Source organism: Pseudophaeobacter sp. EL27 (assembly GCF_900313025.1).
In the GTDB taxonomy this organism is placed as follows: Bacteria; Pseudomonadota; Alphaproteobacteria; order Rhodobacterales; family Rhodobacteraceae; genus Pseudophaeobacter.
In genome coordinates this window covers 840,590-855,756 of record NZ_OMPQ01000009.1, presented here as the reverse complement: position 1 = coordinate 855,756, position 15,167 = coordinate 840,590, and the positions used below count along the sequence as shown (strand labels likewise).

Genomic DNA, 15,167 nt, shown 5'->3' with positions numbered 1-15,167 from the left:
GCCTAAGGAGGGCCCTGATGGCTGATACCATGCAATTTGACCTCGTAAGCCCGGAGCGTAGCCTTGCTTCGCTCCAGGTGAACGCGGTGCAGATCCCTGGCGCGGAGGGTGACATGACGGCGATGCCGATGCATGCACCCACCATCACCACCCTGCGTCCGGGTGTCCTGCGGGTTGAAAGCTCGCAAGGCAACTCGGAGTTCGTGGTCACTGGCGGTTTTGCCGAAATCAGCGCTGAGGCCCTTTCGGTCCTCGCTGAAAAGGCAATCCCAATGGATGAGATGACCCGCGCCCATCTGGACGAGCTGATCGAAGAGGCTCGTAACATGTACAAAACCGCGCAGGAAGCGGAGCAGCCCCACGACATCGTGGAAGAGGCCGCAAAGCTCCTGTCGGACATGGAGGCCCTGGGCACCCATATGAGCCTGTAACGGCCCGTAGGATCACGCTCAGTGTGTTCACCAGACTTAGAAACCGGCCCGTCATCGTGATGGGCCGGTTTTGTTTTTTGAATCTTAGAATTATTTGGTCTTTAATGGTCGGACTGCGGTTTTGCCTGCGGATAGATTGAAATTGGAACGGTAAGACATGCAAAGACTTCGCAATCCACGCACCGGAATTGACCAGGGCGACCTGGTGTTGTTTTCCGAGTTCGACAGTGGTGGCAGCATGTGGACCGGGGAGGGCGCCCGGGAGCGCCGCAAACTGGTGCGTTTTAAAGAGACCTACCGTCGCCCACCAGCCGTGCAGGTCTCGATATCGCTCTGGGATATGGATACCAATGCCGCTATCCGCGCCGAGCTGGTGGCGGAGAATATCACCACAACGGATTTTGAAGTGGTGTTCCGCACCTGGGGCGACAGCCGCATCGCCCGCCTGCGCGCTGCTTGGATTGCGATTGGAGAGCTGCCCTTTGACGACGATTGGGACGATGTGGATTGAACCCCTCGGGGTTTGACACGTTAGAGCTCTGTTTCACCGCCACCGCGTCCGAACCGAGGGGGGAAGCGAAGCGCCCGCCCCGTGGGGGCGGTTCGGGCGCTGCCAAAGCAGAGCTTTGGCAACTTACGCAGGCTTGTTGTGTCACTCCCTGAAGGCTCTCAATCCGGGACGGAGCGGATATTGACGCCTTTTCTTTGTTGATGGCGGTCATCAACTAAAACAGTGCCATGCTGCCAAAAGTCCTCCACCTTTCCCCACCAGAATGCGGTTTCTGATTGCAGATATTGAGCGAAGTCTTTCGGTTCGGTCCCAGTATGCAAGTTTTCGTTTTGGAGGTCTTCAATAAAGCCGACGATCGCCGCCTCCTTTACATAGGGCTCCCCCTCCATCAGCCACCTTTCAACAACTTCGAAAATCTTGCCCAATTCCTCAGTTCGGCCAGATGACAATAATTCCGAACACTCACAAACCAAATCGGAGATAAGTAGGTAGTAAGGAAGCCCGTCGAGATCGCCAGCCCAATTATCTAAAAATTCTTGCCACTTACCATAGAAGTTAGGATAGGCAACGATAATGGGTTCGAACATTTGCTTGCGATTGATCATGTTCTTCTTCTTCTCACCAATTGCGAATGTGTGCAAGGGAGAGGTTTCAAAGCGTTGGAATTGGCTCAATCCTGACTTTGAGGTGAAAGCTGGCCTTAGGTACACGATTCCGGAAACGCTTCGCCAATTCACGTCGTGGGACCAAATTCTCACCACTTGTTCGGATGCCTAAGCTGTTGCAAGCTGAGTGACACAGGAAGTGCGCGTGTTTTGCCGCTGGGTCTTGCACGAGGCCCGCGTGGTGTTTCGCTTTGGGAGGGGGCTGTCATGACCTTAGAGACCACCAAACCCACGCCATCTAAAGGCTCAAACTCCCAGCGTCGACCGCAGCCGCAGGTTCAGACCTTGAAGCCGGGTGATATCACGGCCTCGCTTAGGGCTGGGCTCTCGGACTATTTCGCCTATCCGGTGATGAGCAGTTTCTTTGGGCTGTTCTATGCGGTCTTTGGCATTCTCTTTGTCTGGTGCCTGATCTGGCTGGGCAAGATCTGGATGATCATTCCGGCCATGGTGGGCTTTCCGCTGGTGGCGCCTTTTGCCGCTGCCGGGCTCTATGAGATGTCGCGGCGACGCCAAAGGGGCGAGGTGTTTGGCTGGGGCGAGATCCTGATGGTCATGGCGGCTCAGCGCAAACGAGAGATGGGTTGGATGGCCTTTGTCACGCTCTTTGTCTTCTGGGTCTGGATGTATCAGGTGCGGCTCTGGTTGGCGGTGATCCTGCAGGATGCCTCTTTTTCGGATCTGGATGGGTTCTTGCAGACCGTGTTTTTCACCCCCGAGGGCTGGACCTTCCTCGCCATTGGCACCTGTGCCGGGGCCTTTTTGTCGACCGTTTTGTTTTCGGTGACGGTTGTCTCTATGCCGATGTTGCTGGACCGGGAGGTTGATTTTGTCACTGCCATGCTGACCTCGGTCCGGGTGGTGGCGCAGAACCCCGCCGTCATGCTCGGCTGGGGGGGGATTATCTCAATCACCATGATCCTGTCGCTAATCCCGTGGTTTTTGGGGTTGATCTTTACCCTGCCGGTGCTTGGCCATACCACATGGCATCTCTACCAGCGCGCTGTCGCGTCTTCGCAGGCATAACATCACATCTGCCGCGCACAGAAAAAGGCCCCGGCAGAATTCTGCGCGGGGCCTTTGTGATAGGCGTGAGACCAGCTCAGACGCCGTTTGAGTAGAGCGACTCGTAGATTGGCACCAAGGTCTTGTCCTCAAACAGCGAGGAGACAGAGGTGCCGTGCCAGATATTCAGGATCGCCTGGGTGAACAGCGGTGCTGTTGGCAGAACACGGATATTGGGTGTGTTGAGGATCTCTTCGGTGGGCTGAATGGAATCTGTCAGCACCAGCGACTTCATCACCGAGTTCGACACACGCTCGACCGCAGGGCCGCTCATCACGCCGTGGGTGATATAGGCGTGGACCTCTTTGGCGCCATTGTCCAGCAGCACCTGCGCCGCCTTGCACAGGGTGCCGGCGGTGTCGCACATATCGTCGATGATCAGGCAGATCTTGTCCTGAACATTGCCGATGACGGTCATCTCAGCCACTTCACCGGCTTTTTCACGGCGCTTGTCGACGATCGACAGCGGTGCGTTGATGCGTTTGGCCAGTTCCCGGGCGCGGGCAACACCGCCCACATCGGGGGAGACCACCATCAGCTCATCCATCTGGCCCTTGAACTGGTTTTTCACATCCAGTGCAAAGATCGGCGAGGCATAGAGGTTGTCCACCGGAATATCAAAGAAGCCCTGGATCTGCGCGGCATGCAGATCCATGGTCAACACGCGTTCGATTCCTGCACCAGTCAGCATATTGGCGACCAGTTTGGATGAGATCGGCGTGCGCGCCTTGGTGCGGCGGTCCTGGCGGGCGTAGCCGAAATAGGGGATCACTGCAGTGATCCGCTGGGCAGAGGAGCGACGCAGCGCATCTGAGATGATCAGCAGCTCCATCAGGTTGTCATTGGCCGGATTGGAGGTCGGCTGAATGATAAACATATCCTCGCCGCGCACGTTCTCGTAGACCTCAACGAAGATCTCGCCGTCGTTGAAGCGTTCAACGCGCGCATCAACCAGACCTTGGTCGACACCACGGTGCATGCTCATACGGCGGGCAATGGAGTTGGCGAGTGGGAGGTTTGCGTTCCCAGCGATGAGCTTGGGTTCGTTCAAAGTCGGCATTGGCTGATATCCCCGGCAGCAATGGCTATGTGACAGATTCGTGATCTTGCTCACCGCTTAACATGTGCGTAGCTTTCAGCCTAGTTCTAAGCGGGAGAAAACCAAAAATGGCCACCATAGATTTCTACTTCTCGACCCTGTCGCCCTATGCATACTTGGCCGGAACACGGTTGGAGCAGGTCGCGGCGCGACAGAATGCCCAGATCAATTACAAGCCGATGGATATCATGGCGCTGTTTGGGCGCACCGGAGGCACCCCGCCCAAGGAACGTCACGTCTCGCGGCAGGAGTACAGGTTGATCGAACTGGAGCGGCAGGCGAAAAACAATGGGCTGGCGATCAATCTGAAACCGGCGCATTGGCCAACCAATGCCGCGCCCTCGTCTTATGCCATCATCGCGGCGCAATCGGCTGACGGTGGAGATATGGGCGCTTTGGTGCATGGGCTGATGCGTGCTGTCTGGGCTGAGGAACGCGATATCGCTCAGGACGATGTGATCAAGTCCTGTCTGCAGAGCGCCGGCTTTGACCCGGCACTGGCGGATAGCGGGCTCTTGGCCGGCGCGGAGAGATATGCGCAAAACCTCGAGGATGCGGTCAAGGCCGGTGTTTTTGGTGCGCCTTTTTATGTGACCGAGGATGGGGCGCGGTTCTGGGGGCAGGATCGGATCGAAGACCTGGAACGACATCTGGCGGGGTGAGCCAGCCCCTCTAATTCGTCAGCCCAGGCCAGTAGATCGGCCTGGGGAAGTAGGAGAGCAATTGATGAAGGACGGCAGTTTGGGTGACATTTATTCCCGTACATTTGGAGCGGGGCCACGCCGGGTTCTGGCGGTACATTGCTCACTGGCCCATTCCGGTGCCTGGCGTGGCCTTGGTGATGTCCTGAAGGATGAGGTGACCCTCACCGCCTTTGACATGTTTTCCCATGGGCGCAGCCCGGATTGGGACGGGGTGGGAGATTTCCAGACCGCCAATGTCGAGGCTGGGTTGGCGCTGTTGGACAGGGAGTCGGGACAGGTTGATCTGATTGGCCATTCTTTTGGTGCCACTGTGGCGCTGCGTATGGCCCAGGCCCGCCCCGACAAGATCAGGAGTTTGGTGCTGATAGAGCCGGTTTTGTTTGCGGTCACGCGTTTGGAGGCGCCGGAGCTACAGGCGGCACTGGAAGCAAAAGAAGCGCCTTTTAATGATCTGTTGAGGGCAGGAGATGTTGAACAGGCCACCCGGTTGTTCAATCGCATGTGGGGCACAGGCAAGCCAAAATGGGCGGATATGCCGGAGCAGGCACGGGCCACCATGGTGCGCGGCATGAAGGCTGTGCCGGAGAGTTTTGAGGCGCTCTATCTGGATGACAAAGGCCTGTTGTTGCCCGGCGCGCTGGATCCGGTGGCTATGCCTGTTTTGTTACTGAGTGGAGGAAGCAGCCAGTCGGTCATGCCGCTGATCAACGAAGGGTTGGCGCGAAGAATGCCGCAGGCGATCACGCAGGTGGTGCCGGAGGCAGGACATATGTTGCCGATTACCCATGCTGGGGTGACCGCAGAAATTCTGGACCAGTTCTGGCGTGGAAAGCAATAGGGGGCGCTGCCCCCCTGCGCCCTATCGGGCCCAGTCCCCCGGAATATTTTGGGAAAGGTGAAAGCCGGGGGAGAGGTGCAGAGGGGCTCGGCGGTTTAGGCAATCAGAGCCAGGAAGTGATCCATCTGGTCGCGACTTATTGCCCAGTCACAGACAAAACGCGCGGCGATTTTCTCATTGGGGTCGCCATCTAACGGACCGTCCCAGAGGTGGTAGGCGGCACCCGCCTCAAACAGGCGCTGGTGAGTGGCGCGGGGCAGGGCGGCAAAGATCATATTTGCCTGGGGCTCATGCAGGAAGGGGGCATCGGCGCGGCGCAGGCCTTCAGCGAGATAGGCGCAGTTTTCATTGGCCTTTCGGGCGTTGTCGCGCCACAGATCATCGGTGAGATAGGCCAGCATCTGGGCCGAAAGATAGCGGTGCTTGGAGAAGAGATGGCCGCCGCGCTTGCGGCGCAGCTCAAACTCCCAGGCTTTCTTGGGGTCAAAGAAGATCACCGCTTCAACCCCCATCAGGCCGTTCTTGGTGCCGCCAAAGGAGAGAGCATCAATGCCGCTTTTCCAGGTCATTTCTGCCGGGCTGCACTCCAGCGCCACCAGGGCATTGGCAAAGCGGGCCCCATCCATGTGGACGGGCAGGTTAAATTCCTTGGCCACGGTGGTGAGTTCCTGCAGTTCGGCCAGGCTGTAGATGGTGCCGCGTTCGGTGACCTGGGTGATCGAGACCGGCCCGCGCTGGGGGCCATGGACGCCGCGCGTCTCTTCCTTCGCGATGGTGGCGCGAAGGTTGGCAGCGGTCATCTTGTCATCAAAACCGGGGAGGCCAGGCACCAGGGTGAGCTTGGCGCCGCCGGTGTAGAATTCGGGCGCGTTACACTCATCTTCGTGGATATGGGCCGTGGGGGTGCAGAAGATGGTCTCAAAGGGCTGGCACAGGGTTGCAAGTGCCAGCACATTGGCGGCTGTCCCCGTGGCCACCAGATGGACGGCGGCCTCGGGGGCCTCGAAAATCTCGCGGACGCGTTTTGTCACTTCGACCATTTCGGCATCAGCCCCATAGCCCATGGCGTAGCCTGTATTGGCCTCTGTCAGGGCGGCCAGAACCTGGGGCGGCACCGGGCCGGAATTGTCAGAGGCAAAAAACATCAGATAGGCTCCTCGATGATATGGTCTTCCCAGTCTTCTTCGGGGGTGTCGAATTCGGAAACCGTCCAGCCACGCACGGTGACGCCGGCGGTATGGGGGCTGTTGGGATCGCCAGTCAGCAGGGGATGCCACTGGGGAAGCGGTTTACCCTCCCAAAGCAGCCGATAGGCGCAGGTTTGCGGCATCCAATAGGCGTGGCTGTCCAGATTATCGGGCTTGAGCACGATGCATTCGGGGATGAACTGGTGGCGGTTTTCATAGTGGGCGCAGTGGCAGGTCTGGTCGTCCAGCAGGCGGCAGGCCACGCGGGTCAGGGCGACTTCGCCGCTGTCCTCGTCCTCGAGTTTGTTGAGGCAACATTTGCCGCAGCCGTCACAGAGCGCTTCCCATTCCTGTTGGTTGAGCTTGTCGAGGGGTTTCTTTTCCCAGAACCGAGCGGACAGGCCCTTGCGGTCGATGCCGTCGCTCATGTCCGGGTCCGTTCTGCCGCTTGTGCTTCGGCATCCAGGATCTCGCGGGCACGGGCGCAATCGGCATCCATCTGGGCGATGAGCGCCTCCAGCCCGTCGAATTTCATCTCGGGGCGCAGATAGTCCACCAGCGCGACGGACAGGGTGGCGCCATAGAGATTGCCGGTAAAGTCGAACAGGAAGGTCTCGATATTGGGGTGAGAGCCGTCAAACATTGGCCGCACACCAACGGAGGCCGCGCCCTGATAGCTGCCTTGATGCGGTCCATCCAGCACGTCCACCAGCACCGCATAGACCCCAAAGGCCGGTGGGTGCAGCCCGTCGATGGACATATTGGCGGTGGGAAAGCCCAGATCACGGCCGCGTTGCTCGCCGCCGATGACCTCGCCTTCTATCCGGTGCCAATGGCTGAGCATGGCGGCGGCATCACGGGGGCGCCCCTCGCTGAGCGCTGTGCGGATCGCCGTGGAGGAAACCGTATCGTCGGAATGTTCCATCAGGGGCGCAATGGTGACGCCAAAGCCCATCTCTGCGCCAAAACGTTGGAGATCCTCAGCTGTGCCGCTGCGCCCCTTGCCAAAGCAGAAGTCGGCGCCAACCACTACATGAGTCAGTCCGAGACCCTCTGATATGACTTTGCGAGCAAATTCTTCGGGGGGCAGGCCCGAGAGGGCAGCGTTGAAGTTCAGCTGATAGAGCCGTTCAACCCCCAGCTTTTCCAATCGAGAGGCGCGGGCCTCGGGTGACATCAGGCGAAAAGGGGGGGCGTCAGGGGCAAAGAAGGCGCGCGGGTGCGGCTCAAAGGTCATCACCCCGAGCGGCGCATCGGGTGCGGCGGCACGGGCCAGGTCAATGACGGATTGATGGCCCCGGTGGACGCCGTCAAAATTGCCGATCGCGACGCTGGCGCCACGGTCTTGCTCTTCTACAAATTGATAGTCTCGGATGATGCGCATGGGCTCTGCCTAGCGCTCCGCACTGGGGCTTGCAAGTCTCGGCGTTACGGAACTTTGCAGCAGGGGATTTTGGTCGCCTGCTGCACAGGGCGCGGCGCTAGTCGAACTTGCGCGAGGGAGCCATGACCATGGCTTCGCCGACCAGGACTTTTTTACCGTCGACCATGCAGCGGCAATCCAGTTTCACCCGGCGTTTGTCGATGACGATATCCGTCACCTCGACCTCGGCCAGAACCAGATCGCCTGGGCGCACGGGCGCGAGGAAGCGCAGCGACTGGCTCATGTAGATGGTGCCGTGACCGGGCAGCTGCTCGCCAATAACGGCAGAGATCAGGCCAGCGGTCAGCATGCCATGGGCGATGCGGCCCTGAAAAATGGTATCCTGGGCGTAATCGTCATCCAGATGCACCGGGTTGCGGTCGGTGGAGACCTGGCTGAACATCTCGATATCCTCATCGGTGATCACCTTGCGGACATAGCGCGTCATACCCATTTCGATGTCTTCGATGCAGATGGTTCCGCGTGGCATGTTGTCCAACATTTGATCCTCCATGAGATCTCCCCTTTCGAGGCTGGCAAGAAATTTTCGAGCGCTGACGTTCGAGTTCTGGCAACTTTATTACTTTGCAGGTGCAGAAAATCAAGAGATTTCTAAAGAGAATTCTGAGATTGAAATTCACGCACTCCCTGGCCTTGGGCACAAAAACACCGGCACAGGTAGATCTGGTGCCGGTGTTGAGAGTTCTTTTAATATATTGAAATTAGTCGTGTTTTCACCCTAGCGCAGGAAGCCGATGCTATAGGTTGGGGCCGAACCTTCTTGGGCAAGGTATGCGGCAAGCGCCTCTGCGTCTGGCTGGACCGATGTTTTTGTCTCACTGGCTGCCAGTCCACCGGTGATGAAGAGGGAATCGATGCTCTCTCCCATGGCGCCGGCGATATCGGTATGAGGGCCATCGCCGATTGCCAGAATATCGCCATCGGCGATGTCGGTCCCCAATTCGGCCAGGCGGCGGCGGGCCAGATCGTAGATCGGCGGGTGCGGTTTGCCAAAGTAAAGGCTCTCGCCGCCCATTTCGGTGTAAAGACGCGCCAGGGCACCGGCGCACCATTCCCGTTTTTCGCCACGATCCACGATGATATCGGGATTGGCACAGAGCAGTTTCATGCCCTTTTGCTTGGCGTACAGGAAATCCGCCCGGTTCACATCGGGGTCGGCCATGGTGTCAAAGGGACCGCAGCAGACGATGCCCTCGGCCTCGGCCAGGGGAACACGGGTGATTTCAACCGGGTTGTGAATGACGTGAAGCGGCTCAAAGAAGTCGGCATCGCGTTGCCATTCGCCCATAAAATAGACCTTGTTGCCGACGGCGCCGGTAAACATGGCCGAGCGCGCAGAATCGCCCGAGGTGGCGATGGTGTCATAGGCGTCATCGGGCACCCCAAACTGTGCCAGTTGAGCGGCGACGCCAGCGCGTGGCTTTGGCGAGTTGGTGACCAGCACCACGATGCCACCGCGCTGGCGGTAGGCCTGTAGCGCAGCAACGGCCTCGGGGTAGGCGGTGATCCCGTTGTGGACGCAGCCCCACAGATCGACAAACAGCGCGCGATACCGGTCGGAGACCTCGGACAGGGATTGGATGATCTGGGACATGGGCTGACCTTTGAGACGGGAAGCGAGTTACCTGCTGCTATGCCAAACTGAGGGGGATTTGACCAGTCTCTCTTGCTGAGCTGTGGCGGCAAGGCCCAAATGCCGATCTAGGGTTGTGGACTGCCGCAGGGAAAAACTTGACGCTGTACCGTGAACGGGTCATCAATTCCGAGATTCTCAAGAGGTAAATTGATGAAAAACATGACTTTAAAGATCGCCACTCTGGGGCTGTGTTTTGGCTTGACCGCCTGTGGTACCACCTACCAGTTGCCCGAGATTAGCCCAGATCAGACGGCTCAGGCGTCGCAGATCTTTGCACAAGCTGCAGCAGAACCGGCCAGGGCAAACCTGTCGAACGCGGCCGCCGAACGACGGTTTCGGCGTGTGGCAGCACGGATAGAACCGGTTGGGCGCAGCTATTGTGAAACCCTGACCAAGGACACAGCGGGCAGCAACTGCGCGGTCGACATTGCCATTGATCGCCAGATGGAAGACCGCAACGCCTATTTCACTTATCGCGAAGGGCAGCCAATCATCCGGGTCTCCTTGCCTCTGGTCAAAGACACCAGAAGCGACGATGAGCTAGCCTTTGTCTTGGGACATGAGTATGGCCATCTGATTGGCAAACACACGGAAAAACAAAAGCAACAGGCCATTGCTGGCGCGCTTATCGTTGGGGTGATTGCTGGGGCAGTGACCGCTGATTCCGGTGTTTTTGACAGTGGGATTGTGGAAGCTGGGGTCGGGATCGGTGCTGCCGTCGGCACCTATGCCTATTCCCAGAGCTTTGAGCTGGAAAGCGACACATTGGGCACCCGTATTGCCGATGCCGCTGGCTATGATGCGGTGGAAGGCGCCAAATACTTTGCCAAGCCCGAGGACGCACGCACCACCGCCGGGAAGCTGTCCTTTTGGGGCACACATCCGCCGGATGCCAAACGGCTGGCAACTGTTCTGGCCACAGCGGATCAAATCGAAGCAAATGTCGGCTTGCAGCGGGTAGAGTGACCGCCTGCTGATTGAGCAAAAAGGAGGGCGCCCGAGGGCGCCCTTTGTTGTTTCCAAGCTGTTACTGAGGAAGCTCAGCGCGCTGCGGCTCAGACCTTGAGGTTGGGGATGATCTGCTTTTTGCGGCTCATAATGCCGGGCAGGACAACGGCGTCGCCCTCGACAGTGACGCCAAAGCTTTTTTCGGCGACGGCTTTGACCAGATCGTTGGGCACCATCAAAGTGGCTTCTTCGTTGAGGATATCCACCACGAACAAGAGAACCTGATCAACGCCGTCCTCAGAGGCGACGGTGGTCATGGTTTCCATCAGGCTGGCCTGGCGGTCCAGCACCACGGCAGGGGCGGTGGTTTCCAGAACCGAGACGCGGAACTTGGTGCCCTCAACAGCGTATTCCTTGCTATCCATGCGCAGCAGTTCAGCATCCGAGAAGGAGGAGACATCGGATTTGGCTGCAAACATCTCAGCAGCATAAGCGGCAATGTCGATGCCCAGATCTGCGGCCAGCTTTTCTGCAACGGCACGGTCGTGATCGGTGGTGGTGGGGGAGCGGAACTCAAGCGTGTCCGACAGGATGCAGGTCAGGGCGGCGCCTTTGATGGCTTCGGGCATCTTGGCCATGTCGTCACCGATCAGATCATACATGATGGTGGCAGTGCAGGCGAGCGGACGGATGGTGATGTCGATAGGGCCTTTGGTTTCCAACCCGCCAACCAGTTTGTGGTGGTCGATGATGGCCTGAACATCGGCGCCATTGATATTGGCGGGCAGCTCGGCGGGGTTGTTGGTGTCAACGATGACAACAGCTTGATCGTCGGTTACATCGGCAATGATCTCAGGCTTGTCCAGGTTCCAGCGCTCCAGCAGGAAGGCCGCTTCGGTGTTGGGTTCGCCCAGCAGTTTGGCTTCGGCAGCGACACCTTTGATCTCATTCAGGTACCAGGCCCAGATGATTGGGGAGCCGGTGGAATCGGTGTCAGGGGATTTGTGGCCAAAAACTTGGACGGTCATGATGCTATCCTATGAACAAATGGGAGTTTGCGCGCCTTATAGCAGGGAGAAACCACTTGTCACCCCACCAGAGCTGCAATGCGGCAATGTAGTCTACGCAGTGCTGCGCTTTGGTGGGTTTGGCCTTTTGCAAGCCAATCCCGACGCCGGTGACTAAAAGGGCGCGCGGGACAGGCGATATCCCTGCCGTTGCAGCAGGTTGAGAACACCGGTTTCCCCGGGCAGATGCAGGGCGCCAACGGCCACCACCAGATTGTCGCCCTCTGTGCCCTCGATCACCGGGATCCAGGCTTTGTTGCGGCGTACCAACACAAGATCCATCCCACGCTGCCAGAGCTGTTCTGCCTCGTTTTGTGCAAAGGCACTGCTTTGGTAGAAGCTGCGCTCGATCCGGGCTAGGGCGCGCCAGGCCTGCTCGTCGAAATAGCTGTGGGTCAGGGTGACAAATTCATCCGTTCCCTGTCCGGCCATACTGAGTGTGAGCCGCATCTGGCGAATTTGCTCTTCCAAGGAATCCGCGTTCATCGCCTGGATGATGGTCATCGGATCCTCCAGAGACCGCATCGGGATCCCGGCGGCCGTGGCGGCCTTTTGCAGGCGTTTGTCGAGGCCGAGCTCCCTGGCCTCGGTGGATTTCAGACAGGGCGGGGCAGACATGGACAGCCCCAAAAACCAGGGGCGCATCTTGGCTGCCATCCAAGAGGGTAGGCCGTGTTTCTGCGCCAAGGTAGAGATCATTGCCCATTCCTCGGCTGGAAGTCGATCAATGAGCGAAGGGCCTTCGGTGATGAAGGTCAGCTCAGGTGAAGTTCCAAGCTTTGTTTGAAGCTCTTTCTCGTCCTCGGGGGTGATCTCCAGCAGAAGCTGGTCGGCACCTGAGACCAATGGCTCCAGACGCGCCGCTACAGCTTCCATGCGTGGATCATTAAAATGCATGGTGCCAATCACATGAATCCTGCGGTCTCCGCGCTGGGCGATTCAGTGATTGCCCTCGACAAAGGGGGCGTCGGCAATTCTGGCCTCAATCCAGCTTTGGTCCTGGGGTGTCAGAGCCTTGCGCAGGTCGGTGCCGGTGCAGGCGGCTTGCGCCCAGACGGGCAGCAACAGAAAAAGAATTGAAAAAATCAGCCGCATGGTCTCTCCGTAAAAATCAATTATGCGACCTCTGATGTCGCCGTCACATGTCGCAGGATGGGCAAGTTGGTGGTTAGGAAGCTGCGCGATAGGCCTATTGAAAGGCGGCGCGCTCCAGGCTGTAGCCCTGTCGCTTCAACAGGTTCATCACGCCGTCATTGCCGGGCAGATGCGCCGCGCCCACGGCGATCACCACGCGCTCACCTTTGATCTGCCGGATGGTCTTCATCCAGAGTTTGTTCCGCCAGCCCAACATGTTGCTATAGAAGGCCCGGTCCAGCCGGGTGAGTTCTTTGGTTGAAACGTCGATAAACTGACCCGCGAGGCGGGGTTCCAAAAGGAAGGCTTGCCAGACGCTTTCGTCAAAATAGGCCTCAACGGCTGTTGCGTTTTCGGGGGCGTCGGACAGCACAAAGGCCACCTCGTTTTCAAGCATGCGCACCTGATCACGCAGGGGCATACGTGCCAGGGCGGAAAACCCGGTGCCAGCTGTTTCCAACCCACCAATGGGAATGCCTTTGCGGGCGGCGTAGCGTTCGATCCGATCATCCAAGCCGCGTTTGAGGCCAAATCCAAAGGGGCGGCAGCCACCAGGGATCAGAAACAGGCTCAGGGCCCAGGGCTGCATCTTTTGAATGGTCTCCATATCGGCGTTGGACATCGCGGCAAACAGCTCGAACTGCTCCCAGCCTTGCGGCGACATCAGCTGTTGCAGCCTGCGCCCCGGAGGTAGCAAAAAGGCTTCGGGTCTTTGCTGGATCTGATCCTTGACCTTGCCCATCTCGGTGCGGGTGACTTCAAAATACACCGCATCGGCCTGGGCAATGATGGGGCGAAGACGGCGCATGACCCGCGCCATACGGCTGTCGCCATTGTGCATGGTGCCGATGATATGCAGCGTCTGGCTGCCTTTGCGTGCAACCCAGTGGTTGCCAACAGAATAGGGTGTTGCGGCCATCTGTTGCGCAAGCCACGCTTTTTCAGAGGGCGGCAGGTGATCGCGCAAATCTGTGCCACGACAGGCTGCATTGGCAGAATGTCCGCTCACGAGAACTGCGAATAGAAAAGCAAAGATGCGGATCATGGGGTTGTTCTCATTAGATTCGTTGCAGAAAGCTAGGTGGCTGCGCCGTTAAATTGCAAGGAGGTAACTCATCCTAGAGGTGAAGGTGGTTGTCAGATCACAGGGCTGCGCCGCTTGAAATGCGCTCTGCAACCTGCCAAGCATCGCAGATGGACCGCGAAGATCAACTCTATCCGCCTGTAAAGGCTCTGCTGCAGGCCCAGGGCTATGAGGTCAAGGGCGAGATCGGGGCCGCCGATGTGATGGCACGGCGCGGCGATGAGGATCCGGTCATTGTTGAATTGAAGCTGCGGTTTTCACTGTCGCTGTTTCATCAGGCTATCGCCCGCCAATCGGTCACGGATCTGGTCTATATTGCGGTGCCACGGCCCAAGGGGCGGCAGGCCAAGCGGATGCTTAAGGAAAACCTGGCCCTGTGCCGGAGGTTAGCGCTCGGGCTGATTACTGTGCTGCCAGATGGGCGTTGCGAGGTGCAGTGCGACCCTGGCCCCTATGCGCCGCGCAAATCCAAAAAGCGCCAGCAAAGACTGCTGCGTGAGTTTGAAAAGCTGCAGGGTGATCCCAATGCCGGGGGCGCCACCCGCCATGGCATTGTTACCGCCTATCGTCAGGATGCGCTGCGCTGTGCCGCGCATCTGGCCGAAGCGGGCGCCACAAAGGGGTCAGAGGTCGCCAAGGCCACCGGGGTTGGCCGCGCCACCACGCTCATGGCCTCCAATCACTATGGCTGGTTTGAACGGGTCGAAAAGGGCATATATCAACTGACCGAGGCAGGCAGCGAGGGGCTGAAACACTGGGCCTATAGTTGGGAGGAGAGGTAACCTTCCCAAGGCCAGGGGGGACCGACCTGTAGAGGATTGGTTTGAGGGTAGGGCTTGTGCGTTGAAAATGTTTATGTTTCTTGCCCGTTACGATTGCCTTGAAAGAGAAAATGGAAATGAAAAACCTAAAAGTACTGCTGCCTTTGGGCTTTGTTCTTGCGCTGTCAGCCTGTCAAACAACAACAGTGGAGTCGCAAAAAACGCCGAGCCCTGCGGAACAGGCCGAAATTGAAGCGGCGCGCGCGAATTTGATTGCTGCGGAATGTGCGCTTTATGAAGGCACCGGGGTAACTCCGGAGCAGTGTCAGTAGACATCATAAAAATCGCGAGGCTGCGGGTTTCCCATTTGCAGCCTCGTCCCTCTTGGCCCTTTGAAACTTTCGGTCCAACGGTCCGTCGGTACCGGAATTGGGTAGGCATTTTCGGTTATTAGTGGGGGCGAGAGCCTTGGAAAGACCTGCCGCATAAAGTGGGCTTTCACAAATGCTAAAATTTTCTTGTCCATTTTGGTTGACTCAGGCGCAGGGGCTGCCTAGCTATTCCTCCGTTAGCACTCACCCGATGTGAGTGAT

At 58.2% G+C, this 15,167-nt stretch carries 19 protein-coding genes; 8 read left to right on the top strand and 11 right to left on the bottom strand.

Annotated features, from left to right (window positions below; translation table 11 throughout):
* The first annotated feature begins 17 nt into the window (after positions 1-17).
* Positions 18-431, top strand: coding sequence for a F0F1 ATP synthase subunit epsilon (locus ED661_RS11800; RefSeq protein ID WP_122074060.1), 414 nt, complete (start codon positions 18-20; stop codon positions 429-431).
* 157 nt (positions 432-588) lie between these two features.
* Positions 589-942, top strand: coding sequence for an H-type lectin domain-containing protein (locus ED661_RS11795; RefSeq protein ID WP_122074059.1), 354 nt, complete (start codon positions 589-591; stop codon positions 940-942).
* A gap of 158 nt (positions 943-1,100) precedes the next feature.
* On the opposite strand, the gene ED661_RS11790 is transcribed toward ED661_RS11795, so the two are convergent.
* Positions 1,101-1,547, bottom strand: a complete 447-nt coding sequence (locus ED661_RS11790; RefSeq protein ID WP_162930117.1) for a hypothetical protein — start codon at positions 1,545-1,547, stop codon at positions 1,101-1,103.
* Positions 1,548-1,814: 267 nt separating this feature from the next.
* On the opposite strand from ED661_RS11790, the gene ED661_RS11785 reads away from it, so the two are divergent.
* A complete protein-coding gene (locus tag ED661_RS11785; protein WP_122074057.1) occupies positions 1,815-2,633 on the top strand; it encodes a DUF2189 domain-containing protein in 819 nt (272 codons plus the stop codon).
* A gap of 76 nt (positions 2,634-2,709) precedes the next feature.
* Here the strand turns inward: ED661_RS11785 and ED661_RS11780 are convergent, their stop codons facing one another.
* On the bottom strand, positions 2,710-3,732 hold the full coding sequence (locus ED661_RS11780) for a ribose-phosphate pyrophosphokinase (protein ID WP_054459664.1): 1,023 nt from the start codon (positions 3,730-3,732) through the stop codon (positions 2,710-2,712).
* A gap of 107 nt (positions 3,733-3,839) precedes the next feature.
* Here ED661_RS11780 and ED661_RS11775 point away from each other — a divergent pair, with 107 nt between their 5' ends.
* Positions 3,840-4,433 (top strand): 2-hydroxychromene-2-carboxylate isomerase, encoded by a 594-nt coding sequence (locus ED661_RS11775; RefSeq protein WP_122074056.1) that lies wholly within the window; start codon positions 3,840-3,842, stop codon positions 4,431-4,433.
* A gap of 64 nt (positions 4,434-4,497) precedes the next feature.
* A complete protein-coding gene (locus tag ED661_RS11770; RefSeq protein WP_122074055.1) occupies positions 4,498-5,313 on the top strand; it encodes an alpha/beta fold hydrolase in 816 nt (271 codons plus the stop codon).
* 95 nt (positions 5,314-5,408) lie between these two features.
* Here ED661_RS11770 and ED661_RS11765 read toward each other — a convergent pair whose 3' ends face one another.
* The 5 genes from ED661_RS11765 to ED661_RS11745 form a co-directional block, all read right to left on the bottom strand.
* Positions 5,409-6,458: a low specificity L-threonine aldolase gene (locus tag ED661_RS11765; RefSeq protein ID WP_122074054.1), complete on the bottom strand. Its 1,050-nt coding sequence runs from the start codon at positions 6,456-6,458 to the stop codon at positions 5,409-5,411.
* Positions 6,458-6,928, bottom strand: coding sequence for a YcgN family cysteine cluster protein (locus tag ED661_RS11760; RefSeq protein ID WP_122074053.1), 471 nt, complete (start codon positions 6,926-6,928; stop codon positions 6,458-6,460). Before ED661_RS11760 ends, ED661_RS11765 begins: the two co-directional genes overlap by 1 nt.
* The gene (locus tag ED661_RS11755; protein ID WP_122074052.1) at positions 6,925-7,884 is read right to left on the bottom strand and encodes a bifunctional riboflavin kinase/FAD synthetase; all 960 of its coding nucleotides are present in this window, start codon (positions 7,882-7,884) and stop codon (positions 6,925-6,927) included. The genes ED661_RS11760 and ED661_RS11755 overlap by 4 nt, the downstream gene beginning before the upstream one ends.
* 97 nt (positions 7,885-7,981) lie before the next feature.
* Positions 7,982-8,425 carry a MaoC family dehydratase gene (locus tag ED661_RS11750; RefSeq protein ID WP_122074132.1) on the bottom strand — a complete coding sequence of 148 codons (444 nt, stop codon included), beginning with the start codon at positions 8,423-8,425 and terminating at the stop codon, positions 7,982-7,984.
* A 237-nt stretch (positions 8,426-8,662) separates the two neighbouring features.
* The gene (locus ED661_RS11745; RefSeq protein WP_122074051.1) at positions 8,663-9,538 is read right to left on the bottom strand and encodes a TIGR01459 family HAD-type hydrolase; all 876 of its coding nucleotides are present in this window, start codon (positions 9,536-9,538) and stop codon (positions 8,663-8,665) included.
* A 192-nt stretch (positions 9,539-9,730) separates the two neighbouring features.
* Between ED661_RS11745 and ED661_RS11740 the strand changes: the two genes are divergently transcribed.
* Positions 9,731-10,546, top strand: a complete 816-nt coding sequence (locus tag ED661_RS11740) for a M48 family metallopeptidase (protein WP_122074050.1) — start codon at positions 9,731-9,733, stop codon at positions 10,544-10,546.
* Between the two features lie 89 nt (positions 10,547-10,635).
* Here the strand turns inward: ED661_RS11740 and ED661_RS11735 are convergent, their stop codons facing one another.
* The 4 genes from ED661_RS11735 to ED661_RS11725 all read right to left on the bottom strand — a co-directional run bounded on the left by ED661_RS11735 (position 10,636) and on the right by ED661_RS11725 (position 13,774).
* Positions 10,636-11,556 carry a manganese-dependent inorganic pyrophosphatase gene (locus ED661_RS11735; RefSeq protein ID WP_122074049.1) on the bottom strand — a complete coding sequence of 307 codons (921 nt, stop codon included), beginning with the start codon at positions 11,554-11,556 and terminating at the stop codon, positions 10,636-10,638.
* A gap of 153 nt (positions 11,557-11,709) precedes the next feature.
* Positions 11,710-12,534, bottom strand: a complete 825-nt coding sequence (locus ED661_RS11730; protein WP_256385559.1) for a TraB/GumN family protein — start codon at positions 12,532-12,534, stop codon at positions 11,710-11,712.
* A complete protein-coding gene (locus ED661_RS22245) occupies positions 12,535-12,690 on the bottom strand; it encodes a hypothetical protein (RefSeq protein ID WP_254054822.1) in 156 nt (51 codons plus the stop codon).
* Between the two features lie 94 nt (positions 12,691-12,784).
* Positions 12,785-13,774: a TraB/GumN family protein gene (locus tag ED661_RS11725; RefSeq protein WP_122074048.1), complete on the bottom strand. Its 990-nt coding sequence runs from the start codon at positions 13,772-13,774 to the stop codon at positions 12,785-12,787.
* Between the two features lie 149 nt (positions 13,775-13,923).
* Here ED661_RS11725 and ED661_RS11720 point away from each other — a divergent pair, with 149 nt between their 5' ends.
* Positions 13,924-14,595, top strand: coding sequence for a DUF2161 domain-containing phosphodiesterase (locus tag ED661_RS11720; RefSeq protein WP_122074131.1), 672 nt, complete (start codon positions 13,924-13,926; stop codon positions 14,593-14,595).
* Between the two features lie 110 nt (positions 14,596-14,705).
* A complete protein-coding gene (locus ED661_RS11715; RefSeq protein WP_122074047.1) occupies positions 14,706-14,906 on the top strand; it encodes a hypothetical protein in 201 nt (66 codons plus the stop codon).
* The last annotated feature ends 261 nt before the right edge of the window (positions 14,907-15,167 follow it).